At 52.6% G+C, this 25,521-nt stretch carries 24 protein-coding genes and 1 tRNA gene; 4 read left to right on the top strand and 21 right to left on the bottom strand.

What is annotated here, in order from left to right:
* Window positions 1-23: 23 nt before the first annotated feature.
* Together deoA and deoC are read right to left on the bottom strand one after the other, a co-directional pair.
* The gene (gene deoA, locus NC856_RS07315) at window positions 24-1,352 is read right to left on the bottom strand and encodes a thymidine phosphorylase (RefSeq protein ID WP_264089769.1); all 1,329 of its coding nucleotides are present in this window, start codon (window positions 1,350-1,352) and stop codon (window positions 24-26) included.
* A gap of 74 nt (window positions 1,353-1,426) precedes the next feature.
* A complete protein-coding gene (gene deoC, locus NC856_RS07310; protein ID WP_264089768.1) occupies window positions 1,427-2,206 on the bottom strand; it encodes a deoxyribose-phosphate aldolase in 780 nt (259 codons plus the stop codon).
* 509 nt (window positions 2,207-2,715) lie between these two features.
* Between deoC and NC856_RS07305 the strand changes: the two genes are divergently transcribed.
* Window positions 2,716-3,009 (top strand): GIY-YIG nuclease family protein, encoded by a 294-nt coding sequence (locus tag NC856_RS07305; RefSeq protein WP_264089767.1) that lies wholly within the window; start codon window positions 2,716-2,718, stop codon window positions 3,007-3,009.
* Here the strand turns inward: NC856_RS07305 and NC856_RS07300 are convergent.
* Together NC856_RS07300 and ubiT are read right to left on the bottom strand one after the other, a co-directional pair.
* Window positions 3,006-3,512 (bottom strand): GNAT family N-acetyltransferase, encoded by a 507-nt coding sequence (locus tag NC856_RS07300; protein WP_264089766.1) that lies wholly within the window; start codon window positions 3,510-3,512, stop codon window positions 3,006-3,008. The two genes, NC856_RS07305 and NC856_RS07300, sit on opposite strands and share 4 nt — an antisense overlap.
* Window positions 3,506-4,030 (bottom strand): ubiquinone anaerobic biosynthesis accessory factor UbiT, encoded by a 525-nt coding sequence (gene ubiT, locus NC856_RS07295; protein ID WP_264089765.1) that lies wholly within the window; start codon window positions 4,028-4,030, stop codon window positions 3,506-3,508. The genes NC856_RS07300 and ubiT overlap by 7 nt, the downstream gene beginning before the upstream one ends.
* Before the next feature lie 388 nt (window positions 4,031-4,418).
* On the opposite strand from ubiT, the gene ubiU reads away from it, so the two are divergent.
* The 3 genes from ubiU (at window position 4,419) to NC856_RS07280 (ending at window position 7,467) form a co-directional block, all read left to right on the top strand.
* Window positions 4,419-5,414, top strand: coding sequence for a ubiquinone anaerobic biosynthesis protein UbiU (gene ubiU / locus NC856_RS07290; protein ID WP_264089764.1), 996 nt, complete (start codon window positions 4,419-4,421; stop codon window positions 5,412-5,414).
* 11 nt (window positions 5,415-5,425) lie between these two features.
* Entirely contained in the window at window positions 5,426-6,304 is an 879-nt protein-coding gene (locus NC856_RS07285; protein WP_264089763.1) for a U32 family peptidase, read from the top strand.
* Between the two features lie 155 nt (window positions 6,305-6,459).
* Window positions 6,460-7,467, top strand: a complete 1,008-nt coding sequence (locus NC856_RS07280; RefSeq protein WP_264089762.1) for a luciferase-like monooxygenase — start codon at window positions 6,460-6,462, stop codon at window positions 7,465-7,467.
* An 88-nt stretch (window positions 7,468-7,555) separates the two neighbouring features.
* On the opposite strand, the gene NC856_RS07275 is transcribed toward NC856_RS07280, so the two are convergent.
* The 17 genes from NC856_RS07275 to NC856_RS07200 form a co-directional block, all read right to left on the bottom strand.
* Window positions 7,556-9,433: a DEAD/DEAH family ATP-dependent RNA helicase gene (locus NC856_RS07275; protein WP_264089761.1), complete on the bottom strand. Its 1,878-nt coding sequence runs from the start codon at window positions 9,431-9,433 to the stop codon at window positions 7,556-7,558.
* Window positions 9,426-9,497 (bottom strand): protein YrbN, encoded by a 72-nt coding sequence (yrbN, locus tag NC856_RS17830; RefSeq protein WP_377805042.1) that lies wholly within the window; start codon window positions 9,495-9,497, stop codon window positions 9,426-9,428. Before yrbN ends, NC856_RS07275 begins: the two co-directional genes overlap by 8 nt.
* Before the next feature lie 110 nt (window positions 9,498-9,607).
* Window positions 9,608-10,492, bottom strand: coding sequence for a lipoprotein NlpI (nlpI, locus tag NC856_RS07270; RefSeq protein WP_113865815.1), 885 nt, complete (start codon window positions 10,490-10,492; stop codon window positions 9,608-9,610).
* A 134-nt stretch (window positions 10,493-10,626) separates the two neighbouring features.
* Window positions 10,627-12,750, bottom strand: coding sequence for a polyribonucleotide nucleotidyltransferase (gene pnp / locus NC856_RS07265; protein WP_264089760.1), 2,124 nt, complete (start codon window positions 12,748-12,750; stop codon window positions 10,627-10,629).
* A 252-nt stretch (window positions 12,751-13,002) separates the two neighbouring features.
* On the bottom strand, window positions 13,003-13,272 hold the full coding sequence (gene rpsO / locus NC856_RS07260; protein WP_264089759.1) for a 30S ribosomal protein S15: 270 nt from the start codon (window positions 13,270-13,272) through the stop codon (window positions 13,003-13,005).
* 121 nt (window positions 13,273-13,393) lie between these two features.
* On the bottom strand, window positions 13,394-14,338 hold the full coding sequence (gene truB / locus NC856_RS07255; protein WP_264089758.1) for a tRNA pseudouridine(55) synthase TruB: 945 nt from the start codon (window positions 14,336-14,338) through the stop codon (window positions 13,394-13,396).
* Complete coding sequence (rbfA, locus tag NC856_RS07250; protein WP_264089757.1) at window positions 14,338-14,739, bottom strand: 30S ribosome-binding factor RbfA; 402 nt, start codon at window positions 14,737-14,739, stop codon at window positions 14,338-14,340. Before rbfA ends, truB begins: the two co-directional genes overlap by 1 nt.
* 76 nt (window positions 14,740-14,815) lie before the next feature.
* On the bottom strand, window positions 14,816-17,524 hold the full coding sequence (gene infB, locus NC856_RS07245; protein WP_264089756.1) for a translation initiation factor IF-2: 2,709 nt from the start codon (window positions 17,522-17,524) through the stop codon (window positions 14,816-14,818).
* Window positions 17,525-17,549: 25 nt separating this feature from the next.
* The gene (gene nusA, locus NC856_RS07240; RefSeq protein ID WP_264089755.1) at window positions 17,550-19,079 is read right to left on the bottom strand and encodes a transcription termination factor NusA; all 1,530 of its coding nucleotides are present in this window, start codon (window positions 19,077-19,079) and stop codon (window positions 17,550-17,552) included.
* A 21-nt stretch (window positions 19,080-19,100) separates the two neighbouring features.
* Window positions 19,101-19,553 (bottom strand): ribosome maturation factor RimP, encoded by a 453-nt coding sequence (rimP, locus tag NC856_RS07235; protein WP_147247268.1) that lies wholly within the window; start codon window positions 19,551-19,553, stop codon window positions 19,101-19,103.
* Window positions 19,554-19,772: 219 nt separating this feature from the next.
* Window positions 19,773-19,849: transfer RNA gene (locus NC856_RS07230), tRNA-Met, on the bottom strand.
* 370 nt (window positions 19,850-20,219) lie between these two features.
* A complete protein-coding gene (locus tag NC856_RS07225) occupies window positions 20,220-21,080 on the bottom strand; it encodes a BKACE family enzyme (protein WP_264089754.1) in 861 nt (286 codons plus the stop codon).
* A gap of 10 nt (window positions 21,081-21,090) precedes the next feature.
* Window positions 21,091-22,281, bottom strand: a complete 1,191-nt coding sequence (locus NC856_RS07220; RefSeq protein ID WP_404802313.1) for an acetyl-CoA C-acetyltransferase — start codon at window positions 22,279-22,281, stop codon at window positions 21,091-21,093.
* Window positions 22,282-22,493: 212 nt separating this feature from the next.
* Window positions 22,494-23,432 carry a cyclase family protein gene (locus NC856_RS07215; RefSeq protein WP_264089753.1) on the bottom strand — a complete coding sequence of 313 codons (939 nt, stop codon included), beginning with the start codon at window positions 23,430-23,432 and terminating at the stop codon, window positions 22,494-22,496.
* Window positions 23,433-23,436: 4 nt separating this feature from the next.
* On the bottom strand, window positions 23,437-24,363 hold the full coding sequence (locus NC856_RS07210) for a 3-hydroxyacyl-CoA dehydrogenase family protein (RefSeq protein ID WP_264089752.1): 927 nt from the start codon (window positions 24,361-24,363) through the stop codon (window positions 23,437-23,439).
* 10 nt (window positions 24,364-24,373) lie between these two features.
* Window positions 24,374-25,162 (bottom strand): SDR family NAD(P)-dependent oxidoreductase, encoded by a 789-nt coding sequence (locus tag NC856_RS07205; RefSeq protein ID WP_264089751.1) that lies wholly within the window; start codon window positions 25,160-25,162, stop codon window positions 24,374-24,376.
* 19 nt (window positions 25,163-25,181) lie between these two features.
* Window positions 25,182-25,508: a cupin domain-containing protein gene (locus NC856_RS07200; RefSeq protein WP_264089750.1), complete on the bottom strand. Its 327-nt coding sequence runs from the start codon at window positions 25,506-25,508 to the stop codon at window positions 25,182-25,184.
* Window positions 25,509-25,521: the final 13 nt, after the last annotated feature.

Below are 25,521 nucleotides of genomic sequence, written 5' to 3'. Positions count from 1 at the left end.
AAGCCTGACGGCATTGGAAAATATCAATCCTCAGCACTGATTCGACCATAGACCATCGGGGTGGCCGCAGGCGCGACCTCGCCAAGCGTAATGGCGGCGCGAACCGCTGTGGCGGCAACCTGCCATTGCGCTTCCGTATTGGCGTGGATCACCGCCAGCGGGCGCTGTCGATCCACCCGATCGCCCAGACAAATCACCTCGTCCAGCCCTACGCTGTAATCAATCGAATCACTGGTCTGGCGGCGTCCTCCGCCCAATGCCACCACCGCCATGCCCAGTGAACGGGTATCCATCGCCGTGACGATGCCGTCATGGTCGGCAAATACCGGTTTACTTAATATCGCAACCGGCAAATAACGCGCATAGCGCTCGACAAAATCCGCCGGACCGCGTTGTGCGGCAACCATGCGCCCAAATACCGCCGCCGCGTCGCCATTATCCAGCACGGTCTGTAAACGGGTACGGGCATCGGCTGGCGACGCGGCCAAGCCGCCCGCCAGCAGCATCTCTTCGCACAATGCCATCGTCACGGCATAGAGACGCGGATTGCGCTGCTCGCCGGTCAGGAAGCGTACCGCTTCACGCACCTCCAACGCATTACCCGCGCAGGAAGCCAGCACCTGATTCATATCGGTCAACAGCGCGCTGGTCCGGCAACCAGCATTATTGGCGACGCCGACGATAGCCTGAGCCAGTTGTTCGGACTGCGCGTAGGTCGGCATAAATGCGCCAGACCCCACTTTGACATCCATGACCAGCGCATCCAGCCCTTCGGCCAGTTTTTTCGCCAGAATGGACGCGGTGATCAGCGGGATAGAATCCACCGTGGCTGTAATATCGCGCGTGGCATACAACCGTTTATCCGCGGGCGCCAATGAACTGGTCTGGCCGATAATCGCCACGCCGACTTGCTGGATAATTTGGCGAAACGCGCTGTCATTGGGAAAAATATCCAGACCCGGTATCGATTCCAGTTTGTCGAGCGTGCCGCCAGTATGTCCCAGGCCGCGGCCTGAAATCATCGGGACATAACCGCCGCAGGCGGCGACCATCGGCCCAAGCATCAGCGAAGTCACGTCCCCTACGCCGCCGGTTGAATGTTTATCCACCAGCGGGCCGTTCAGGTTCAGTCCTTTCCAGTCAAGCACCGTGCCGGAATCGCGCATCGCCAGCGTCAACGCCACCCGCTCTTCCATCGACATATCGTGGAAATAGATAGTCATGGCCAACGCCGCGATTTGCCCTTCAGACACCGTGTTATCACGTACGCCATTAATGAAAAAGCGGATTTCTTCGGCATTCAGCGGATTGCCGTCGCGCTTCTTACGAATAATTTCCTGAATCAGAAACAAGGCTTGCACTCCTGCTTAGCGAAAAATGCATGGGCCACGCAATGAAAACCGCCCTACCATGAACTGCCGCGTGATTAATAGCCGCTCGGCTGTCCGGCCGTCTGATGGCCTAACACCGTTAGCAAATTGGCTAATAAACTGGAGGCGCCGAAGCGGAAATGCTGTGCATTAACCCAATCCGGCCCCATAATGTCATCAGCCAGTTGCAGATAAATGGCAGCGTCTTCGGCGTTGCGGACACCGCCAGCCGCCTTGAACCCAACCTTATCGCCCACGCCTTTATCGCGGATCACTTTCAGCATGATCTCCGCGCTTTGCGGGGTGGCGTTCACCGATACCTTGCCGGTGGAGGTTTTAATGAAATCCGCGCCCGCCTCAATAGCGATTTCGCTGGCCTGACGGATCAAGGCTTCCTGCTTAAGTTCACCGGTTTCAATGATGACCTTCAGCAGCACATTGGCCGCCTGACATGCCGCTTTGCAGGCTTTAACCAGGGCAAAACCAGACTGCGCATCGCCCGCCATCAGCGCCCGATAGGGGAACACGACATCCACCTCATCCGCTCCGTAAGCGATAGCCGCTTTGGTTTCGGCTACGGCAATATCGATATCATTGAAGCCATGCGGGAAATTGGTCACGGTGGCAATACGGATATCCGGCGTGCCTTGCTCGCGCAGCACCTTGCGCGCCAGGGGAATGAAACGAGGATAGATGCAGATAGCGGCAGTCTTTCCTGCCGGACTGTTAGCCTGATGACACAGTGCGATCACGTTGTCATCCGTATCGTCATCATTAAGGGTAGTTAAATCCATCAACCCCAGCGCACGCTGTGCTGAGGCAGTTAATGTGGTCATGCAACACTCCAACTCGTCAGCCGGTTGACCGGCGGGAAACATCAACGGATATGTTCAATATCAGTACGTTTGGCGAGCGGACTTGGTTGCTTGAAGATAGCGCTCAGGGGGAACTCACCTGTCACCGCCACCGACATCCCTCTCACCGCAGATAGCCTTTCTCTACACCTGATGGCGTTTTTCCTACAGAAACACTCTGCGTATTTGACCACGCACCATCAGACCATTTCGTGCTTATATTCACACTTAATGTAAAAACAGTGTAACGAAGTGGAATTATATGTGATTTATCTCACAAACAATGCTGTATTGCATCATTACTGCCTGCATTAATCATAGCGTTTTCTTTCGGTAAACTCCGGCAACAGGAAGCAAAAATCGATAAATCAAGAGGGGGAAAAATCGTGGGATAAGCACGATTTGCAGACAGATATGTCTTCAATACACAGGAAAAGCCCCGTAAAATTAAAACTACGCCATTCGCCGCCTATCGGGTACTCGCGTCAATCATGCGCAAAAATCTCACCGAACCCTGCTGGTATCTCTATATCCTCAGAACAGCGACAGGCATGCTCTACACGGGCATTACCACGGATGTGGCGCGACGCCTGGCTCAGCATCAGGCAGGAAAAGGAGCGAAAGCGTTACGGGGAAAAGGCGAACTGACGTTGGTCTTTCACTGTCTGGCGGGTAATCGCTCAAGCGCCTCAAAGCTTGAATATCAGGTAAAGCAGTTGAATAAAAGTCAAAAAGAAAGGCTGGTGCAAGACCAACCTTCGTCATTATCCGAACGTTTCCCTTAAAGAAAACGTTTAAAAGGCTCAGCATACTCCAGCAATCTGCTCGAACCCGCCAAAGGATTATCCGAGAGCGGATAAACCAGAAAGGTGCCTGCACTGTCCGGCCAACGGCAATGAAGTTGCTGCTCAATGGCGGGTACAAAACCAAAGCGAGAATAATAAGCAGGGTCGCCCAGCACGACAACGGCGGTATAACCGAACTCGTTAAGGGCATCCAACCCTTCGTACACCAGTTTTTCGCCCAATCCTTGCCGGCGCAGATTTTCTTCCACGGCCAGCGGCGCGAGCCCCACCCATTGCTGATCTTCCCCATCGATTAGCACCGGGCTGAATGCGGCGTACCCCACCACGCCCCCTTCATCATCCGTTGCGACAATACCCAACGTCAGTTGCCCATCTTCCCGCAGTTGATGAACCAAATCGGCCTCTGCGCCTGTTGGGAAGACACGACGCAACAGGCTGTCGATCCCCGCCGCATCAACCGGTATTTCAACACGGACTAACATGAAACGGATGCGTGATCGGCAGTCTGTACCACGCCCTCTTGTAATCCCGCCTCAACAAAGTCAGCCAGTTGCATCAAAGCGATGCGCAGCGCGGTCGGCATGGTTTCCAGTTCAATCGCATCCATCAGGTTTTTTACGTACAGACCAAGCTCGGTATCCCCTTCGATACGCAAACGGCGCTGGAAGAATAACGTGTCGGGATCTTCCTTACGCGCCGCAATCAGAATGAGATCGTTGGCATCGGCGCTAAAACTAACGTCCGGCGTTGCCTGATGGCTGACTACCAGACGGTTATCACGCAACGTCATAAACCATTGCAGCCCAACATCGCGGACTTCAATTTTCAACCAGCGTCCTGCCAGAAATTCCAGTTCGCCGTCATCCAGCGCCTGACGAAACTGCCAGCGCAACACCTGCTCCAGAACCTGACGCTGTATAGCAAAAGGAGTGAACTTTAGCGGCTTACCCAACAAGCCCGGCCCTTGACGCACAATCCGCGCCCGTAGTTTTTCCAACACTGGCGTACTCCTCTTAAAGCAAGCTGACTTTTCAGATAATCTGGCAGCATTGTGCCACATCAAATAAAACCCGCAGCGGTCTATGTCAATAATTTAATCAGTTATCCACAGATCCTCTATCTATTTCAAGTTGTCCACATCATTAACGTATAAGCTGGTTTAAATCAAAGTATGTCAACATCAGGTTAATTAAGATCCTCTGTCGTTAAAAACATTCATTGACTGATAAAAAATCGCCGGGAGCAGAGCGATTTTCAATCGTCGCTTGCGACGGTCCGAAAGGTGACAGGCAGAACGGCCCGTCATAAAAAACATCTCAGTCTGCAAACATCATTGATCGTTTTGGCTGGTTTTTCTCGCCGGGACTTTGATTAATGAAGGAAATGGTATGGAACTGCTTTGTCCCGCCGGTAATCTTCCGGCATTGAAAGCCGCCATTGATAATGGCGCAGATGCGGTCTACATCGGACTGAAAGACGACACCAACGCGCGTCATTTCGCCGGACTGAACTTTACCGATAAAAAGTTGCAGGAAGCGCGTGAATATGTTCAGCGCCACCGCCGTAAACTTCACATCGCCATCAATACTTTTGCTCATCCCGATGGTTACCAGCGCTGGCGGCGCGCGGTGGATATGGCGGCGCAAATTGGCGCTGACGTACTGATCCTCGCGGATCTCGCCATGCTTGAATACGCCGCGGAACGCTATCCCAATATTGAACGTCATGTTTCCGTGCAGGCATCCGCCACCAATACGGAAGCGATTCATTTTTATCAGCGTCACTTTGGCGTATCCCGCGTGGTATTGCCGCGAGTGCTCTCTATCCATCAGGTAAAACAACTGGCGCGCGCCACAACCGTTCCGCTGGAGGTGTTTGCGTTCGGCAGCCTGTGCATCATGGCTGAAGGCCGGTGCTATCTCTCCTCCTACCTGACCGGCGAATCGCCCAACACGGTCGGCGCTTGCTCTCCGGCACGTTTTGTCCGCTGGCAGGATACGCCCAAGGGCATGGAGTCACGGTTGAATAACGTGTTGATCGACCGCTATCAGATGCATGAAAACGCAGGTTATCCCACGTTATGCAAGGGACGTTATCTGGTCGACGGTCAGCGCTATCACGCACTGGAAGAACCCACCAGTCTGAATACGCTGGCGCTATTGCCCGAACTGCTGGCAGCCAATGTCGCTTCGGTGAAAATCGAAGGACGTCAGCGCAGTCCGGCCTACGTCAGCCAGATAACCCGCGTCTGGCGACAGGCGATTGATCGCTGTCAGGCCAATCCTGAAACCTTCAGCCCTACGCAAGAATGGATGGATACGCTGGGCGCGGTAGCGGAAGGCACGCAAACCACCCTGGGCGCGTACCACCGGAAATGGCAGTAGCTGGAGAACATATGAAATATGCATTGGGCGCCATCCTCTACTATTGGCCGACACAAGATGTGGAAACATTTTATCAGGCAGCCATGAACAGCAGCGCCGATATCATTTATCTCGGAGAGACGGTATGCAGCAAACGCCGCTCAATGAAGGTCAACGACTGGCTGGATCTCGCCAGACAGATTGCAAGCAGCGGCAAACAGGTGGTGATTTCCACACTGGCATTGCTTCAGGCGCCTTCTGAATTGAATGAACTGAAACGCTATGTGGAAAACGGCGAGTTTCTGTTGGAAGCGAACGATCTCGGCGCCGTCAATATGGCAGCCGATCGCCGACTGCCCTTCGTCGCCGGACATGCCCTGAATTGCTACAACGCCTATACGCTGCGTTTACTGTATAAACAGGGCATGGTGCGTTGGTGTATGCCAGTGGAACTTTCGCACGACTGGCTGTACAACCTGTTGAACCAGTGTGACGAGCTTGGATTCCGTCATCAATTCGAAGTCGAGGTCCTGAGCTACGGACATCTGCCGCTGGCATACTCGGCCCGCTGTTTTACCGCTCGTTCAGAAAATCGGGCCAAAGACGAATGTGAAACCTGTTGCATCAATTATCCACAGGGTCGAAAAGTGCTGTCGCAGGAAAATCAGCCGGTGTTTGTACTCAACGGGATACAAACGCAAAGCGGCTATTGCTATAACCTGGGTAATGATCTGACCTCAATGCGGGATCTGGTGGACATTGTCCGGCTTTCTCCAGACGGCATGGATACTCTGACGATGCTGGATAAATTCCGCGCCAATGAGCGTGGCGAATCTCCCCTGACGCTGACTAATCAGGCAGATTGCAACGGTTACTGGCGCCGCGTCGCAGGGTTGGAATTAGTCCAATAGCGTGCGGCGTCTAAATGGGCGGAAGCGCGTTTTCCGCTCGCTTTTGCTGGCGGAAAAGTTGTGTAATCGTGCGCAATGGCATAATACTGATAGGCACTCTCATCAGAGGCTGGCATGATATTTTTGCCTGTCGCATCAACAAAGTGAGCTTCGTTATGTCCCATCATCCGGTTACGTTTTCCGTTCTTGATCTTGCCCCCGTTCCGCAAGGCGCCAGTCCGCGTCAGGCCTTCCACCACTCGCTGGATCTGGCGCAACATGCTGAAAACTGGGGCTACCACCGCTACTGGCTGGCGGAACACCACAATATGACAGGCATCGCCAGTGCAGCCACCTCCGTGTTGATTGGCTACCTTGCCGCGGGTACGCAGCGTATCCGCCTCGGTTCAGGCGGCATCATGCTGCCTAACCATGCGCCTTTGGTGATTGCGGAGCAGTTCGGCACATTGGAGTCGCTTTATCCGGGCCGTATCGATCTTGGATTAGGTCGTGCGCCAGGCACCGATCAACGGACCATGATGGCGCTACGCCGCCATCTGAATGCCGATATTGATGATTTCCCACGGGATGTGCAGGAACTGCAACGCTACTTTGCGGATGTTCAGCCAGGCCAGCCGGTTCAAGCCGTCCCCGGACAGGGTCTACAGATCCCAATCTGGCTATTGGGTTCAAGCTTATACAGCGCTCAGTTGGCGGCGGCCTTGGGGTTGCCTTTTGCGTTCGCGGCTCATTTTGCGCCGGATATGCTACTGCAAGCGCTACACGTATACCGCGAGTCATTCAAACCGTCCGCTGCCCATCCTAAACCTTACGCGATGGCATGTATCAACGTGGTTGCCGCCGACAGCGATCGTGATGCCCGCTTCCTCTTTACCTCAATACAGCAGCACTTTATCAATCTGCGCCGCGGTGCACCGGGGCCATTGCCCGCGCCGGTGGAGGATATCGCCGCCATTTGCTCGCCCGCGGAGCAATTTGGCGCTGACCAGGCTTTACGTCTGTCGATCGTCGGCGACCAGACAACCGTCAGACACGGCTTACAGAGTTTGCTACGCGAAACGCAGGTGGATGAATTGATGATCAACGGCCAGATTTTTGATCATCAGGCTCGTTTGCGCTCGTTTGAAATTGCCATGAGCGTGCAACAGGATGTGCTGAGATAAAAAAAATCCCTCTTCTGTGTGAAGGGGGATTCTTATCAGAAAACCGATTTTCCGCAGCCAGAGAGGTTATTGCTCTGGCATCAACGTATTACGCATCGGCTGGACGGCGACGTGGAGCACGCGGCGCGGCGGCATCACGGTTGAAAGAACGCTCACGACGCGGAGCGCCATTACCTTCACGACGTTCGCCGCTGAAAGCGCGACGCGGTGCGCCCTCACCACGGCCGGCAGGACGGCTGGCGCGACGTTCACCACCTTCACGGCGTTCATGCGGCTGAGCATCACCCAGCAACTGCATATTCATCGGCTTGTTCAGAATACGAGTACGGGTAAAGTGCGACAACAAATCGCCCGGCATGCCTTTTGGCAGTTCGATCGTCGAGTGAGAAGCGAACAGTTTAATGTTGCCAATATAGCGGCTGCTGATATCGCCTTCGTTGGCAATCGCGCCCACAATATGACGAACCTCAACACCATCATCGCGGCCCACTTCAATACGATACAGTTCCATATCACCCGCATCACGGCGCTCACGACGTGGCGGCCGCTCACCATCGCGGCTGTCGCGTGGATCACGGCGACGATCGTCACGACCTGCATCATCACGCTCACGGAATTCACGGCGCGGACGACGATCAAATACCGGATCCGGCGGCAGGATCAGCGGACGTTCGCCCTGCGCCATCTTCAGCAAGGCGGCGGCCAGCGTTTCGATATCCAGTTCTTCCTGCGGTTGCAGTTTAGTCAGCAGCGCACGGTACATATCCAGATCGCTGCTTTCCAACTGTTGCTGTACTTTAGCGGCAAACTTGGCCAGACGACGTTGCCCCAGCAGTTCCGCATTTGGCAGTTCCACCTCTGGGATCGTCAGTTTCATGGTACGTTCAATGTTGCGCAGCAGGCGGCGTTCGCGGTTTTCCACAAACAACAGCGCGCGACCGGCGCGACCGGCGCGACCAGTACGACCAATACGGTGCACGTAGGATTCAGAATCCATCGGGATATCGTAGTTGACCACCAGACTGATACGTTCAACATCCAGGCCGCGAGCAGCAACATCGGTGGCAATCAGGATATCCAGACGACCATCTTTCAGACGTTCCAGAGTTTGTTCACGCAACGCCTGGTTCATGTCGCCATTCAACGCCGCACTGTTATGACCGCTACGCTCCAGCGCTTCAGCCACTTCCAGCGTCGCATTTTTGGTACGAACGAAAATAATCGCCGCATCAAAATCTTCAGCTTCCAGGAAACGAACCAGCGCTTCATTTTTGCGAACGCCTTGTACCGTCCAGTAGCTCTGGCTGATATCGGGACGCGTTGTCACACTTGACTGAATGCGGACTTCCTGAGGATCTTTCATGAAACGACGCGTAATACGGCGAATCGCTTCCGGCATAGTAGCGGAAAACAGCGCGGTCTGATGTTCAGCCGGGATCTGAGCCATAATGTTTTCTACATCATCAATAAAGCCCATACGCAACATTTCATCCGCTTCATCCAGCACCAGGCCGCTTAGATTGGATAAGTTCAGCGTACCGCGTTTCAGGTGATCAAGCAGACGCCCCGGCGTACCGACAACGATCTGCGCGCCACCGCGTAAAGCGCGAAGCTGTACGTCGTAACGCTGACCACCATACAGGGCAACCACGTTGACGCCATGCATATGTTTGGCAAAATCATTACAGGCTTCAGCCACCTGTACCGCCAGTTCGCGGGTCGGCGCCAATACCAGCATCTGCGGCGCTTTTAGCTCAGGTTTTAAATTATTGAGTAATGGCAGAGCAAAAGCCGCCGTCTTACCACTGCCGGTCTGTGCCATACCCAGCACATCGCGGCCGCTCAGCAGGTGAGGAATACATTCCGCCTGAATCGGCGAGGGTTTTTCGTAGCCCAGATCGGTCAGGGCATTAATAATCGGAGCAGACAGCCCCAAATCAGCAAAAGAAATTGATAAATCAGTCATGTACACGTGCCTCATTGTATATGGCGGCCAGTCTACATAACTCATCGAGAAAATTTTCAGTCATTTTCATTGAAAAGTGTGAACCGGCTCAAATTGGATTAAAAAGCGAACAAAAAAGCCCTCACCTGTTAAGGTGATAACCGTAGTCATTAAGGCTGATTAGTTGTTCGTCAGCTATTGCTGGTCCGATCCTGATAGGTCGTCTTGCTCTTGGCCTAATAGCGCCAATTCCAACAATGCATAGCGGTGCTCAACAAAATTATGAACGTTGTTGGCAACCGTCAGCTTGAACAGCGCCAAAGCGGTGTTCTTGTCCCCCAGACTTAGGTAGTGCTTACCTAAATAGAAGTCAGTTTCACTGAGATGCTCAGCGAGCGAAGTGTTATCCGTAGCTTCTTCCTGTAGACGCTGCATCAGTGTCTTTTCACTGATACTGCCCAGGTAGAATTCGACAATATTCCATCCCCAAGGCCCTTTCTGCGCTCCGTCATAACGTTTCTGCAACGCTACTTTGGCTGTCTCCGGGTTGATTTCTCGCTCCACGAGGTATAGCCACAACGAACGGAAAGGATCATTTGGATCGTCTCGATAAAACGCCAGCAGATCATCCTGCGCTAACAGGTAACGACCGCCATAATACAAAGCGATGCCCCGGTTTAAACGCGCGTAATTGTAAGTTGGATCAAGCTCTAGTACAGAATCAAACGCTTCATAGGCAGCATCAAAATTGCCTGCCTGCGTTAAGTAAATCCCCAGATAGTTAAAAACCTCTGGAATATCAGGGCGGATCGATAACGCTTGTGAAAAATCATTTCGCGCCAACGCTCGTAACCCTAAGCTATCATACAGTACTCCGCGCTCATATAATAGCTGTGCTCGTTCATCATCGGTTAATGCCCGGCTCGCAAAGATCTGTTCCATGCGCGCCAGAATCACTTCCTGCTGCAAAGTAGGCTGTAACGGGATCGCCAATACTGCGTTTTTACGCCAATCCGTGTTGCTGCATCCTGCCAGCATAAGTGCTGTTGCAACATAACACCAGCGCAAGAAAGGCTTCATTTCCCACTCCCGAAGACAAACATTGGATGAACATCCTGTCCCGGCCTGCTCAACATAAGGACATCCATATCCTTATGATACACGCAACACCTCGGCGTTAACTGACACGATTCGGTGCTGCAACTGTATAACAGTTATTCTTCCTCAGAAATTGGCGTCGCCACGTCCTGAGACTGAGTATTGGCTTCTTTAATACTCAGACGCACACGGCCCTGGCGATCAACTTCCAATACTTTGACCGGCACTTCCTGACCCATTTGCAGGTAGTCAGTCACTTTCTCTACACGCTTGTCAGCGATCTGAGAAATATGCACCAGACCTTCTTTACCACCACCGATGGCAACGAAAGCACCGAAATCAACGATACGCGTCACTTTACCCTGATAGACACGTCCGACTTCGATTTCAGCGGTAATTTCTTCAATACGACGAATGGCATGTTTCGCTTTTTCACCATCTGTAGAAGCAATCTTCACCGTGCCGTCATCTTCGATCTCGATAGTCGTACCGGTTTCTTCAGTCAGCGCACGGATAACCGAACCACCTTTACCAATAACATCTTTGATCTTGTCTGTACTGATTTTGATGGTATGAATACGCGGCGCGAATTCAGAGATATCGCCGCGCGGCGTGCTAATAGCCTGTTCCATCACACCCAGGATATGCAGACGCGCGCCCTTGGCCTGATTCAAAGCAACCTGCATGATTTCGCGGGTAATCCCCTCGATTTTGATATCCATCTGCAATGCAGTGATACCTTCACGGCTACCGGCCACTTTGAAGTCCATATCGCCCAGATGATCTTCATCACCCAGGATATCAGACAACACCACAAAGTTGTCGCCTTCTTTGACCAGCCCCATGGCGATACCCGCGACAGCCGCTTTAATCGGCACGCCCGCATCCATCAACGCCAGTGAAGCGCCACAGACTGACGCCATGGAGGAAGAACCGTTGGACTCCGTGATTTCAGAAACCACACGCACAGTGTACGGGAATTCATTCGCTTTCGGCATAACCGCCAATACGCCACGCTTTGCCAGACGGCCATGACCAATTTCACGACGTTTCGGCGATCCCACCATACCGGTTTCACCGACAGAGTACGGAGGGAAGTTGTAGTGCAGCAGGAAGCGATCGGTACGTTCGCCGGTCAGTTCATCGATATTTTGCGCGTCACGCTCAGTACCCAATGTCGCGGTAACCAGCGCCTGTGTTTCACCACGAGTGAACAACGCTGAACCGTGGGTACGTGGCAATACGCCGGTACGAACATCCAAACCGCGGATCATGTCTTTCTCACGACCATCAATACGCGGCTCGCCACGCAGGACACGGCTACGCACCACATCCTTCTCGATGTTGCCCAGAATTTCCTGGATTTCGCCCGCGTTCAATGTTTCATCTTGCGCCAGCAATGCCGCTTCCACTTCCGCCTTGATGACGTCAACCTGCGCATAACGCTCTTGTTTTTCAGTAATGCGATAAGCATCGCCGAGACGCGTTTCAGACAGCGCCTGTACTCGCTGGTGTAAATCGGCATTCACTTCCGGCGCATGCCAATCCCACTTCGGTTTGCCCGCTTCAGCAACCAGTGCGTTGATATTTTCAATCACAATCTGCTGCTGTTCGTGGCCAAATACCACCGCACCCAACATCTGATCTTCGCTTAGCAGATCAGCTTCGGATTCAACCATCAGTACCGCGCCTTCAGTACCGGCCACCACCAGATCCAAACGGCTTTCTTTCAGTTCGTCAGTCGTCGGGTTCAGTACATACTGATCATTCAGGTAACCGACGCGGGCCGCGCCAATGGGACCACTGAACGGAATACCAGACAGGCTCAGTGCGGCAGACGCGCCAATCATGGCGACAATGTCAGGGTTAACCTGCGGGTTAACAGAAACCACGGTAGCGATAACCTGAACTTCATTCAGGAAACCTTCTGGAAACAGCGGACGAATCGGACGGTCAATCAGACGGGAAATCAACGTCTCGCCTTCGCTCGGACGGCCTTCACGACGGAAGAAACCGCCTGGGATACGTCCGGCAGCGTAAGTACGCTCCTGATAGTTGACCGTCAGCGGGAAGAAACTCTGACCGGGTTTAGCGTGTTTGGCGCCAACAACGGTAACAAATACAGCGGTATCATCCATGCTTACCATCACAGCGGCGGTAGCCTGGCGAGCCATCATACCGGTTTCTAACGTGACGGTATGTTGACCATATTGAAACTTACGAACGATCGGATTAAGCAAAATAATATCCTTAACTGGGGCATGTCGCATTTATTCAGGATGGACACGCCAGTGAACTCCCGATCTTTGCACTACATCCTCGCGACTAATGACAACCTTTATTCTGCTCATGCAGATAAAGCCTCTCATTAGCCGCGCGAACCTCTGTAATGAAAGATCATAATTTAAACAACAATACATTACGCTGTTTTACCAGCGCTTCCTAGAAGAAAGGGGCCCAAAGAGGCCCCTTCCTACTGAAACTCAGAAGACTTAGCGACGCAGGCCCAGACGTTCAATCAGGCTGGTGTAACGTGCTACATCTTTACGCTTCAGGTAGTCCAGCAGCTTACGACGCTGAGAAACCATACGCAGCAGACCACGACGACTGTGGTGATCTTTCTTGTGCTCAGCAAAGTGGCCTTGCAGATGGTTGATCTGCGCGGTCAGCAAAGCAACCTGAACTTCCGTGGAACCACTGTCGTTGGTGCCACGACCGAATTCCGCTACGATTTGAGCTTTAGCTTCAACACTTAGAGACATTGTAATACCCCATACATTATAGATAAAAAACAGGCGCCGATCTCTAATTCAGCCACCCAATAGTCAAGCCGCATTATTCTACTCTCAGCCCTCTGCGATAGCAAGGCGGCATCAGGCCGGATTAATTCGGCAATTCAACAACCAAACGGCGCGGCGCAACTCGTCCGTCGCCGTCAATTTCGCCCATACCAATGAATTTATGCGCTTCGCCTTCCGTGATGCGCACCATGCCATGCACCGGCGTATCTGGCGTCTGAACCGCTTGTCCCAGTTTTAAGTAACCGGCGACGATGGGATTCAAATTGACTTCAGGGAAATCCATGACCGGACTCTCCATCGGCATCAGGAGCGGATCAAGATGTAACGCAGGCGCCTGATCGTCAGCCTGCGCCTGCGCCAGTAAGTCGTTCAACTGCTCCAGCGTCACCATTTTCTCAGTCGGATAGGTGGAAACTTGCAGACGGCGCAGGTAAATCACATGCGCGCCGCAACCTAACTTCTCACCTAAATCGTCAATGATGGTGCGAATGTAAGTGCCTTTGGAGCAGTGAATCTCCAGTTCCAGTTCATCGCCTTCGCAACGAATAAACAGCAGTTCATAGACCGTGATTTCACGTGCCTCGCGCGGCACAACCTGCCCCTGGCGCGCATACTCATAGAGCGGGCGTCCCTGATACTTCAAGGCCGAGTACATGGAAGGAATTTGCTGTGTCTTGCCGCGAAAGCTTTCCAGCGTCTGTGCCAGATCCGCTGGTGAAACGTTTACCGGACGCGTTTCAATGACGTTTCCATCCGCATCCGAGGTGTCCGTCCGCTGACCAAGCCTGGCAATCACACGATACCGTTTATCGGAATCCAGCAAGTATTGAGAAAATTTGGTGGCTTCACCGAGACAGATGGGCAACATACCGGTCGCCAGCGGATCCAACGCCCCGGTATGACCGGCTTTATTGGCATTGAAAATCCGTTTTACTTTTTGCAAGACGTCATTAGACGACATGCCTTGAGCTTTATCCAATAACAATACGCCGTGTACATCACGGCCACGGCGACGAGGACGACTCATTAATCCTCCTGATCTTCTTCGCCCGCGGCAGAACGACGTTCCGCATCATTTCTGACCACATTGGTGACCAGGTTGGACATTCTCATCCCTTCCACCAGAGAATTGTCATAAGCGAATGTCAATTCCGGCACAACACGCAGACGCATGGCTTTACCTAACAGCACACGGATAAACCCAGAAGCGTCCTGCAACGCCTTAACCGCTGTTTTCACCTGTTCCGGCTCGTTATCATTCAGAAATGTCACGAATACTTTTGCGTAGGCCAGATCGCGGGAAACTTCAACGCCGGAAACGGTTGCCATACCAATCCGTGGATCTTTTACTTCACGTTGAAGAATAATGGCGATTTCTTTTTGCATTTCCTGCGCCACGCGCTGGGTGCGGCTGAATTCTTTTGCCATATTCAATCCTCAATTAAAAATCGGGGGGCGCCAGGCCCCCCCTTACAAACAACCCACTGCGCCGCGCAAGAGCGCATTAAGCGATAGTGCGTTTAATCTCAATGGTTTCAAAGACTTCGATTACATCGCCTGAACGGACGTCATTGTAGTTCTTCACGCCGATACCACATTCCATACCGTTACGAACTTCGTTAACGTCATCTTTGAAGCGGCGCAGAGATTCCAGTTCGCCTTCGTAGATCACCACGTTGTCACGCAATACACGGATCTTGTTGTGACGTTTGACCACACCTTCCGTGACCATACAACCCGCGATCGCGCCAAACTTCGGTGACTTGAACACATCACGCACTTCCGCCAGACCGATGATCTCTTGCTTGTATTCCGGCGCCAGCATACCGCTCATCGCCTGTTTGACTTCATCAATCAGGTCATAGATTACGGAGTAGTAACGCAGATCCAGACTTTCCGCTTCAACAATACGACGGGCGGACGCATCGGCGCGAACGTTAAAGCCAAGGATAATCGCATTTGAAGCCGCAGCCAGTGTTGCGTCGGTTTCCGTGATGCCTCCCACGCCGGAACCAACAATCTTCACTTTCACTTCATCGGTAGACAGTTTCTGTAGTGAATCGGAAATGGCTTCACAAGAGCCCTGAACATCGGACTTCAGTACGATATTCAATTCAGAAACTTCACCTTCCGTCATGTTGGCGAACATGTTTTCCAGTTTGGATTTCTGCTGACGCGCCAGTTTGACTTCACGGAATTTGCCCTGACGATAGAGCGCCACTTCACGTGCTTTCTTCTCATCACGCACCACCGTCGCTTCATCACCCGCGGCGGGCACGCCTGACAACCCCAGAATTTCAACCGGAATCGACGGCCCCGCAGAAATAATTTCACGGCCCAGTTCATCGCGCATGGCGCGCACACGACCATATTCAAAGCCGCACAGAACGATATCGCCTTTATTGAGCGTACCTTCACGCACCAGAACGGTCGCAACCGGACCACGACCTTTATCCAGGAAGGATTCAATGACTACGCCGCTGGCCATGCCGCTGCGAATCGCTTTCAGTTCAAGCACTTCGGCTTGCAACAGGATCGCGTCCAGCAGTTCGTCGATGCCAGTGCCAGCTTTTGCGGACACATGCACAAACTGAGATTCGCCGCCCCACTCTTCCGGCATAATACCGTACTGGGACAACTCGGTTTTCACCCGATCCGGATCGGCTTCCGGTTTATCAATTTTGTTCACCGCCACCACAACCGGCACCTGAGCCGCTTTCGCATGCTGAATAGCTTCGATTGTCTGAGGCATCACGCCGTCATCTGCCGCAACGACCAACACCACGATATCCGTTGCCTGAGCACCACGAGCACGCATTGCGGTAAACGCGGCGTGTCCAGGGGTATCGAGGAAGGTGATCATGCCGTTATCGGTTTCAACGTGATAAGCACCGATGTGCTGGGTAATTCCGCCCGCTTCGCCAGCCGCAACCTTGGTTGAGCGGATGTAGTCCAGCAGTGAGGTTTTACCATGGTCGACGTGACCCATAATGGTCACGACAGGCGCGCGAGACTCCGCGGCGGCGCCCGTATCACGATCGCTCATTACCGATTCTTCCAACTCGTTTTCACGGCGCAGAATCACTTTGTGACCCATTTCTTCCGCTACCAGTTGCGCGGTTTCCTGATCGATAACCTGGTTGATGGTCGCCATCGCACCCAGTTTCATCATCGCTTTGATAACCTGAGAGCCTTTAACCGCCATTTTGTTGGCTAATTCAGCGACAGTCACCGTCTCGCCGATGACCACATCACGGTTAACCGCCTGAACAGGTTTGTTGAAGCTCTGCTGCAACGTACTGGGTTTACGTTTGCCTTTACCGCCACGGGTAACGGCACGCGCTTCTTCGCGATCGGCTTTAGACTCGGACAGGCGATTGCCTTTCTTCTGCTTGGTTGTTTTGCTACGAACACGGCTGCGGCGCTCACCTTCGACCTGACGGTCGCTTTCATCTTCCGCTTCACGGGCGTGATGAGACGTGGTGACGTGATAATCTGCGGCTTCTTCAGGCTTATTGCTTTCCGCTTCCCACCGTCCGGCATTTTCTTCCGCCATACGACGGGCTTCTTCCGCGATACGTCGAGCCTCTTCCTCAACTTTAAGGCGGGCAGTTTCTTCCGCTTTACGCTTGAGTTCCGCAGCCTCAGCTTCGCGTTTCGCTTTCTCAGCCTGAGCCGGTTTGGTCATACTCTCGTTTTGTTGATTCGTCACTTTTTCTTTTTCCGCTACATCACGCTTAGCTTTTTCGGCGGCCTCACGTTTGGCTTGCTCTTCGGCAGCACGTTTAGCTTTTTCAGCAGTTTCATGCTTGGCTTTCTCTTCAGCCTCGCGTTTAGTCTGCTCTTCAGCTGCGCGTTGCGCCTGTTCTTCCGCTTCACGCCGTGCCAGCTCTTCCTCTTCCGCCTGTTGTTGGGCATCCATAGGATCGCGTTTTACATAAGTGCGTTTCTTGCGGACTTCGATCTGCACCGACTTACTCTTACCGCCAGTGCTTGGAATATTCAATGTGCTGCGCGTTTTACGTTGCAACGTCAGTTTACCAGGCACACTCCCGCGATCACGGTTAAGGTGCGCCAATAATGTTTCTTTTTCATGCTGAGTCACAGAATCTGATGCAGACTTGGTAATTCCCGCATCAGCAAACTGCTGTATCAGGCGGTCAACCGAAGTCTGAATCTCTGTGGCCAGCGATTTTACGGTTACATCTGTCATGCTGTTCCTTTCCTGCTACAGTTCGTTATTCGTTGTCGTCGCCAAACCAACAGATATTTCGGGCCGCCATTATCAGCTCACCCGCTTTTTCATTATCCAGTTCTTCAATATCCGTCAGATCGTCAACGCCCTGCTCAGCAAGATCTTCCAGCGTACAAACACCGCGTGCCGCCAGCTTGAATGCCATCTCACGCGACAGGCCAGGTAAACTGAGCAAATCGTCCGCGGGTTGGCCATCACCGCGACTTTCTTCGTGCGCCAACGCCAGCGTGGTCAACGCGGCTTTAGCCCGTTCGCGCAAGGCTTCAATGGTCTCTTCATCAAGACCTTCGATAGCTTGCAGTTCTTTAATCGGCACATAGGCCAGTTCTTCAAGAGAAGAGAAGCCTTCCTCGACCAGCACCGTGGCGAACTCTTCATCAATATCAAGGTGCTTGGTGAAGACATCGATAGCGGCATGCGCTTCAGCCTGATGCTTTGCCTGAAGATCTTCTACCGTCATCACGTTCAGTTCCCAACGATCATCTGAACGATGCTGCTTTAACAGTTGGGAAGCCAGACGCACGTTCTGTCCATTACGACCAATCGCCTGCGCCAGATTGCTGGATTCAACCGCAATATCCATCGTACAGCTATCTTCATCAACCACGATGGAGACGACATCGGCCGGCGCCATGGCATTGATAACAAATTGAGCAGGATTGTCATCCCACAGAATAATATCAATACGCTCGCCGCCCAGTTCACTGGATACCGCCTGCACGCGCGCGCCGCGCATACCTACGCAGGCGCCAACCGGATCGATACGCTTGTCGTTTGTTTTCACCGCAATTTTCGCACGGGAACCCGGATCGCGGGCCGCGGCCTTGATTTCGATGACTTCTTCACCGATCTCCGGCACTTCGATACGGAAGAGTTCAATCAGCATTTCCGGGCGAGAACGACTGACGAACAGTTGTGCGCCACGTGCTTCGGGACGAACCGAGTAAAGAACGCCACGGATACGATCGCCAGGGCGGAAATTCTCACGAGGTAGCATGTCTTCACGGCCAATGACCGCTTCGGCACTTGTGTTGGAACCATCGACCGGCCTGACTTCAAGCGAAATATTATCACGGCTGACTTTCTTCACCACCCCAGTGATAATCTCGCCTTCCTGCTCGCGGAACTGGTCAACCACCATGGCGCGTTCAGCTTCGCGGACTTTCTGTACAATAACCTGTTTTGCCGTTTGCGTGGTAATACGATCGAACGTTACCGATTCAATCTGATCTTCGACGTAATCGCCCACACCGAGCGCAGGATCTTCAAATTGAGCCGCTTCCAGCGTAATTTCGCGCGTCGGCTGAGTCACTTCATTGACGATCACCCAACGACGGAACGTATCAAAGTCGCCCGTTTTGCGATCGATACTGACGCGGACATCAATTTCCTGCTCGTATTTTTTCTTTGTTGCTGTCGCCAGTGCGGTTTCCAACGCTTCAAAAATCTTCTCGCGCGGGACGGCTTTTTCATTGGAAACTGCTTCAACAACAGCCAGAATCTCTTTATTCATCCTAGTTGCCTCATCCAAACTTTAAAAGTGGGGTACCAGATTCGCTTTCTGGATGTTGCTCAGCGCGAACACTTCGTCTTTACCTTCCACTGTTATGGTGATCATTTCGCCATCAACGGCTTTGATAATGCCCAACCATTTACGACGATTCTGGACTGCCATGCGCAGCACCACCGTGACCTCTTCACCGATGAAACGCACATAGTGCTCTACCGTGAACAAGGGGCGTTCAAGCCCTGGAGAAGATACCTCCAGGTTATAGGCGACAGTAATAGGATCCTCAACATCCAATACCGCACTGACCTGATGGCTGACATCAGCACAATCATCAACAGTGATCCCATCTTCACTATCAATATAAATACGCAGCGTCGATTGGCGACTTCGGATGAACTCAATTCCGACCAATTCGTAACCTAATGCTTCGACTGGCGCTGAAATCATCTCTGTTAACTTTTGCTCTAACGTGGACAAGCCCACCCCCAAGACATAAAAAAAGGGCTTAATAGCCCAGTAGTTCTGTTGCCAAATAACAAAAAACCCCGATATATCGGGGCTTTATGCAACTGGACCCTAATACCGCTAAACAACGCGGCATAACTTTCGGTTAAGGATTCTTTCAAAAATGACTGTGGAAGTGATGAAAACTTACTGAACAGTTTTTTTGAAAGAAACTCAACCAGGAAAGTTACGTGGTTGCGGGGGCCGGATTTGAACCGACGACCTTCGGGTTATGAGCCCGACGAGCTACCATGCTGCTCCACCCCGCGTCTGAAAACGTGGCAAATACTACGCTGACAACCGCAAAAATGCAAGTTATCAATAGGAATAGCACCGGAGGGAAATTGAAAATTTAACCTATTGTATTGATACATAAAGGCGTCTATTAAACCATGCACATGTACTCTGGTTTGTTCCTCCCGAATTCTTTCCCGCAAACGGTAAAACGTCATTCAGCGGTCAGAATATGCGGACGCATCATACCTGTGAAGCAGGAAGAAAGCAAAGTCCTATTCTGGCCCACAAATCATTAATAATTCTAATTATTAAAATATTCCAGCAGGTAGGTTAAAAAGCGCCTACCCGCAATGTCGTTCATGATGTTCGCGACATCCTCATTGCTGCGCCATGAGGATGAACTCAGGCGGTGATGGGTTGCGGTTGTGTCAGCCCCAGAATGGCGCGCGTTTTATCCGGCGTGGCGATGGTTTTGTCCATTTCCCCCGCCAGACGTTTTACGCGCTCGACAAACCAGGTATTGGACTGAGCCAACTCGCCTTTGCGATAGAGGATATTGTCTTCCATACCCACCCTGATATTGCCACCCAACGCCAGCGCCGCATAAATAATGGGCAGATGTCCACGGCCAATCCCCAACGCTGACCAACTAAAATTATCCTTCAGATGCTGTTTGCAGGTATCAAGCAGGAACATCAGGTTACGCACTTCCGCCGTCATGCCGCCAGGCGCGCCCAGTACGAACTGAAAGTGCGGGCGTCCCTGAATCAGCCCTTTTTTCATGTAATAGAGTACGTTGTAAATCATTCCGGCATCGAAGATCTCGAACTCCGGTTTGACCTGGCATTCCGCCATACTGATAGCCAGTTTCTCCAGAAAACGCGGGCTGTTCTCAAAGACCGTCGCGTGCGCCCAGTTCATGGTTCCGGCATCGAAGGAAGCCATTTCCGGGCGCAGCAACTGGAACGGTTTCATCCGAATGTCGTCGCTCAGGCCGAGGCCGCCGGAGGTAGTCAGATTAATGACGATATCGCAGCGCGCACGCACCAGACGCACGGTTTCAACGAACTGATCAAAGTCCATCGACGCTTTGCCTTCATCGTCACGCACATGAATATGGGCGATGGACGCGCCGGCTTCGCAGCAACGGACGATCTCATCCGCCTGATCCTGCGGCGTCAGCGGGATGTAAGGGGTATCGCTTTTTTGCGGCCATGCACCGGTACAGGCGACGGTCAGAATAACGTTGTTTTCAGCAGACATGATTAACTCCTCAAGATTCTTCTTTTTCCACCACTATCGCCAGGCCCATACCGCCACCGATACACAGTGTGGCAAGGCCGTATCGCGCGTGGCGGCGCTGCATTTCATACACCAGAGAGACCAGAATCCGGGCGCCGGAAGCGCCAATAGGATGTCCAAGCGCGATTGCGCCGCCGTTGACGTTGGTTTTTTGCGGATCAAGCCCCAATCCTTTCATCACGCTCAGCGACTGTGCGGCAAAGGCTTCGTTCGCCTCAATGAGGTCGAGATCCTCCACGCGCAAACCTGCTTTCTCCAACGCCAGCCGGGTAGCCGGCACCGGGCCGTACCCCATGATCTTCGGGTCGACGCCGCCGCCGCCCCAGGCGCGGATGACAACCAGTGGCTGAAGCTGTAACGCCTGCGCCTTTTCCCGGCTCATCAGTACCAGTGCGGCAGCGCCATCATTAATACCGGAGGAATTTCCCGCCGTGACCACCCCTTCCGGGCGGAAAGCTGGCCGCAGACGTGAAAGGGATTCCGCTGTTGTGCCGTGACGAGGGAACTCGTCGGCGTTGATGCAGCGTTCTTCTGTACGTCTGATGATCTTGATCGGCACGATTTCGTTATCAAAGCGATCGTTCTTTTGCGCCCATTCCGCCCGCTGCTGGCTTTCTGCGGCATAGGCGTCCAGCGCCTCGCGGGTGAGATGATATTTCTGCGCCAGATTTTCGGCGGTATTGCCCATATGCTCGCCAGAAAACGCATCTGTTAAACCGTCGCTAAGCAGGCTGTCTACCAGTGCGCTATCGCCCATCCGTTGCCCCCAACGAGCGGCAGAAGCGAGGTACATCGTGTTACTCATACTTTCTGTGCCGCCAGCGACCACAACCTCCGCATCCCCCAGGGCAATGGCCTGAGCCCCAAGAATGACCGCTTTCAACCCTGATCCGCACACTTTACTGACGCTAAAGGCGCTTTTTTCAAAGGGAATGCCGGCGCTAATGGCCACCTGACGGGCAATGTTCTGGCCCAAACCGGCGCCGAGCACATTCCCCATAATGACCTCATCAACCTCGCTCGCTTTTATTGCTGCGCGCGATATCGCGGCTGAGACGGCATATTCACCTAACTGGATGGCGGAGAGATCTTTTAGTGCGCCACCGAAACAACCAATTGGCGTACGGGCTGCGCTGACAATGACAACATCCTTCATACCCATATAAATAGTCCTCGGGTTACAGAGTGATATATTGTCGATAGCTACGTCATGGTTCATCATTAAATAAATGGTGAACCAGCGCGTTGATTATTTTCTTACGCCCATTCGTTTTCAGTTAAATCACCGGGTGACGGAATATGACGCAAATAAAACAGATTTGATGACTATCTGACGATATATATTGAGATTGATTTGCGTGATTTAATATTCAATTAAATACAGCCGCCATAGCTATATGATCTGTCCGGTACGTCGAGAATATCGTCTTCATCAATTTCCGCGACGCAGCGCACCATCGAACCATCACCTAAATACCAGCGCAGGGGAAAACAGAAAAATCGGAACCGTTTACCCGCGACTTTATCCAAATCCCCGCCGAGATTCTCCACACCGACAATGCCGTGGCCCAGCATCTGCTTGTGGCACGGTTCCCAGGTTCCCCAGCAACCGATGGCTTCAAGATCGCCAAACTTGGCGTCATAGGCTTCCTGACCATGCAATTTGATATACAGATCTTTATCAAATTCCGCATAAGCCGCCTCGCCAAACTGCTCAATATATTCTTCAGTCACCGGACGACCCGATGCACCGAGTAGATTCATCCGTGTCGCACCATTATTGCCTATTGCCGTATGTAATGGGTGGTCAAGCGCCTGCATATCCATCGCCACGCATTTGACGTTATGCTTGACGAACCATTTTCCGGCTTCGACGCCTGTGCCGCAGGAATAGTGGTAATACTCTTTGGAATCATCAAATTTACGGTGCATACCGGTATTCAGGCACACCACCATGCCAGCTAATTCTTCAGCTTTAATATTTGCACGCTTGCAGGCGTCTTCCAGATGTTCCGGCTGAATAAGCTCCCAGCGTCCGATCTTGATTTCCAGACAAATGGCGTCACCGGTATAAGCATCTACCGGCATTTCATGTGTATAACGCGCTCTTTTGCCATCAAATTCCACTTCCATCACATGGCGGGGCGCATCACAGTGTGTCCCGGTATGCATGGTGCAAGAAATTTTCTGAGTTAATACCCCGCCCTTCGCCATGGTATGCGCGCTGTCGATCACTGGCTTATCAAAATAAGGCCAGCGAGGGGTATCGGCGCTAAAAGGATGTGTTAAATCGACAAAGATTTTCTTACCCATGATATTACTCCTCTGTGATCTGATTGATGCGTTGCAGATACTTCAGTAGCCGCTCACGACTTTCATTGATTGATGCGGCATCCCACGACTGGAAACCCTCGCCGGATTTAAAGCCCAGCTTGCCTTCTGACACCAGTTGGCGCAGCAACGGGGAAGGCGTCGTGGCGTTATTCAGATGAGGGAAAATATAGTCGTGAATAGCCAGTGTCAGGTCAGTCCCCACCATATCGGCATTTTCCAGCGGCCCCAGCGTTGGCAGGCGTAGCCCGAAGCCAAAACGAATGCCTTCGTCCACCGTTTGCGCATCGGCAATACCCTGCTCCACCAGATAGATAGCTTCTCGCCACAGGGCATGCTGTAGACGATTGACCAGAAATCCCGGTATATCTTTGTTGACCCTGACCGGACGTTTTCCTGCCCAGGCGAGAACAGACACCATGCGCTCAAATTCATCTTCGTTCGTCCATTCGGTGCGAATAACCTCCACCAACGGGATCAAAAATGCCGGATTCCAGAAATGAGTACCGAGCACACGCTGCTTATGCCGCACGTCGCGGGCGATTTCACTGATGCTGATAACAGATGTGTTGGAGGCCAGGATGGTTTCAGGCGGACACATCGCGTCCAGTTCATGAAATAGCTGCTGCTTGAGCGCCAGCTTTTCCGGCACGCATTCGAAGACGATTTGCGCCCCGACAATCGCCTCAGCCAGCCGGTCACTGAAAGTGATACGGGCAAGCACTTGCTCAATTCGACGCTCATCATCCTGTAGGCGTTGCATATTGGCGCGAATGGTTTGCGGTGCGGCATACACGCTGGCATCGATATCATAAATAGTGACGTTGACGTCATTAGCCGCAAAGATCTGAGCAATGCCGCTGCCCATCAATCCGCCGCCACACACCGTAATTTGCGTGACCTGATGGTTCATGCCCTTCTCCTTAGCCCGCCGTGCAGCCGCCATCGATATAGATAATCTGGCCGGTAATGAAATCCGCCGCAGAGGAGCACAGATAGACGACCGAACCGACCATGTCTTCCACCATCGCGGCACGCCCCATCGGGATACGATCAAGGAAGATTTTTTTCAGCTTTTCATCTTCCAGAACTTCCTGCGTTAACGGTGTCCAGAAAATGGTCGGAGCGACGGCATTGACGTTGATGTTGTACTTTGCCCACTCGGTCGCCAGTTGTTTAGTCAACAGATTAATCGCGCCTTTCGAAGTACCGTAAGCGGCGTAGCCACCGGGATGACCGGCAAAAGCCCGAACCGAGGAGGTATTCACTATCTTGCCGAATCCTTGCTTAATAAAGACATCGCCAAATACTTTGCAGGGAATAAACGTGCCGGTGACGTTAATATCCATCACTTTGCGGAAGTCGCCGATATCGAACGCTTCAGCCGGATGGCGTACCGCGATCCCCGCGATATTGATCAGATAATCGACTTTTCCCCAGGTGGCGATGACCTTATCGGCCACGACTTTCACGGCCTCTTCATCCGTCATATCCGCGGCGATGGCAATCGCTTCGCCGCCGGCTTCCCGCACCTGCCGCACTGTTTTTTCCAGCGTTGTCAGCGTGCGCCCGGTGACGGCTACTTTCACGCCAAAGTTAGCCAGACCGCGGGCGACGCCTTCACCTAGCGCACCCGCGCCCCCCGTAATCACGGCGACTTTATTTTCCAGGTTGAATAGCGCTTTTATTTTGTTATCCCAGGACTGATCCATGGTGTGTGCTCCTTATTCATTACGCATTGCTGGCAATGACCAGCATGCTGGCTGGATAATTGGTGTGGTTAACCACATCACGCCCCTCAAAAGGCGCGAGAAATACCGCCTCCCCTTTGTTGACGACTCGGGTTGCCATTTTTGTACGAATAGTGATGGCACCTTCCAGTACGATGTAAAGCTTCTCGGTCGGGGAGTCTTCATATGCCCATTCCGCCCCGCCGCCGGGGAGAAAATGTGAGAGGCCGCACCAGAACTGTTGGGCATCGCACAGCTTTAGGGCCACCATCGCGTGATGTAACGGCGGGCTGTAGGGTTTTGCTTCACTAACAGGGATCACTTTCATTAGAACTGTCCTT

This window comes from Brenneria izbisi (assembly GCF_025840185.1).
Taxonomy (GTDB): domain Bacteria; phylum Pseudomonadota; class Gammaproteobacteria; order Enterobacterales; family Enterobacteriaceae; genus Brenneria; species Brenneria izbisi.
The sequence above is the reverse complement of the archived record's forward strand: the minus strand, read 5'-3'. Positions and strand labels throughout refer to the sequence as shown.

What these genes read in the sequence shown, in the direction of transcription:
- deoC (WP_264089768.1), bottom strand. Translation starts at nt 2,206, where the DNA reads ATGACCACATTAACTGCCTCAGCACAGCGTGCGCTGGGGTTGATGGAT.
- NC856_RS07305 (WP_264089767.1), top strand. Translation starts at nt 2,716, where the DNA reads ATGCGCAAAAATCTCACCGAACCCTGCTGGTATCTCTATATCCTCAGA.
- NC856_RS07300 (WP_264089766.1), bottom strand. Translation starts at nt 3,512, where the DNA reads ATGTTAGTCCGTGTTGAAATACCGGTTGATGCGGCGGGGATCGACAGC.
- ubiU (WP_264089764.1), top strand. Translation starts at nt 4,419, where the DNA reads ATGGAACTGCTTTGTCCCGCCGGTAATCTTCCGGCATTGAAAGCCGCC.
- NC856_RS07285 (WP_264089763.1), top strand. Translation starts at nt 5,426, where the DNA reads ATGAAATATGCATTGGGCGCCATCCTCTACTATTGGCCGACACAAGAT.
- NC856_RS07280 (WP_264089762.1), top strand. Translation starts at nt 6,460, where the DNA reads ATGTCCCATCATCCGGTTACGTTTTCCGTTCTTGATCTTGCCCCCGTT.
- NC856_RS07275 (WP_264089761.1), bottom strand. Translation starts at nt 9,433, where the DNA reads ATGACTGATTTATCAATTTCTTTTGCTGATTTGGGGCTGTCTGCTCCG.
- nlpI (WP_113865815.1), bottom strand. Translation starts at nt 10,492, where the DNA reads ATGAAGCCTTTCTTGCGCTGGTGTTATGTTGCAACAGCACTTATGCTG.
- rpsO (WP_264089759.1), bottom strand. Translation starts at nt 13,272, where the DNA reads ATGTCTCTAAGTGTTGAAGCTAAAGCTCAAATCGTAGCGGAATTCGGT.
- truB (WP_264089758.1), bottom strand. Translation starts at nt 14,338, where the DNA reads ATGAGTCGTCCTCGTCGCCGTGGCCGTGATGTACACGGCGTATTGTTA.
- rbfA (WP_264089757.1), bottom strand. Translation starts at nt 14,739, where the DNA reads ATGGCAAAAGAATTCAGCCGCACCCAGCGCGTGGCGCAGGAAATGCAA.
- infB (WP_264089756.1), bottom strand. Translation starts at nt 17,524, where the DNA reads ATGACAGATGTAACCGTAAAATCGCTGGCCACAGAGATTCAGACTTCG.
- nusA (WP_264089755.1), bottom strand. Translation starts at nt 19,079, where the DNA reads ATGAATAAAGAGATTCTGGCTGTTGTTGAAGCAGTTTCCAATGAAAAA.
- NC856_RS07225 (WP_264089754.1), bottom strand. Translation starts at nt 21,080, where the DNA reads ATGTCTGCTGAAAACAACGTTATTCTGACCGTCGCCTGTACCGGTGCA.
- NC856_RS07220 (WP_404802313.1), bottom strand. Translation starts at nt 22,281, where the DNA reads ATGGGTATGAAGGATGTTGTCATTGTCAGCGCAGCCCGTACGCCAATT.
- NC856_RS07215 (WP_264089753.1), bottom strand. Translation starts at nt 23,432, where the DNA reads ATGGGTAAGAAAATCTTTGTCGATTTAACACATCCTTTTAGCGCCGAT.
- NC856_RS07210 (WP_264089752.1), bottom strand. Translation starts at nt 24,363, where the DNA reads ATGAACCATCAGGTCACGCAAATTACGGTGTGTGGCGGCGGATTGATG.
- NC856_RS07205 (WP_264089751.1), bottom strand. Translation starts at nt 25,162, where the DNA reads ATGGATCAGTCCTGGGATAACAAAATAAAAGCGCTATTCAACCTGGAA.
- NC856_RS07200 (WP_264089750.1), bottom strand. Translation starts at nt 25,508, where the DNA reads ATGAAAGTGATCCCTGTTAGTGAAGCAAAACCCTACAGCCCGCCGTTA.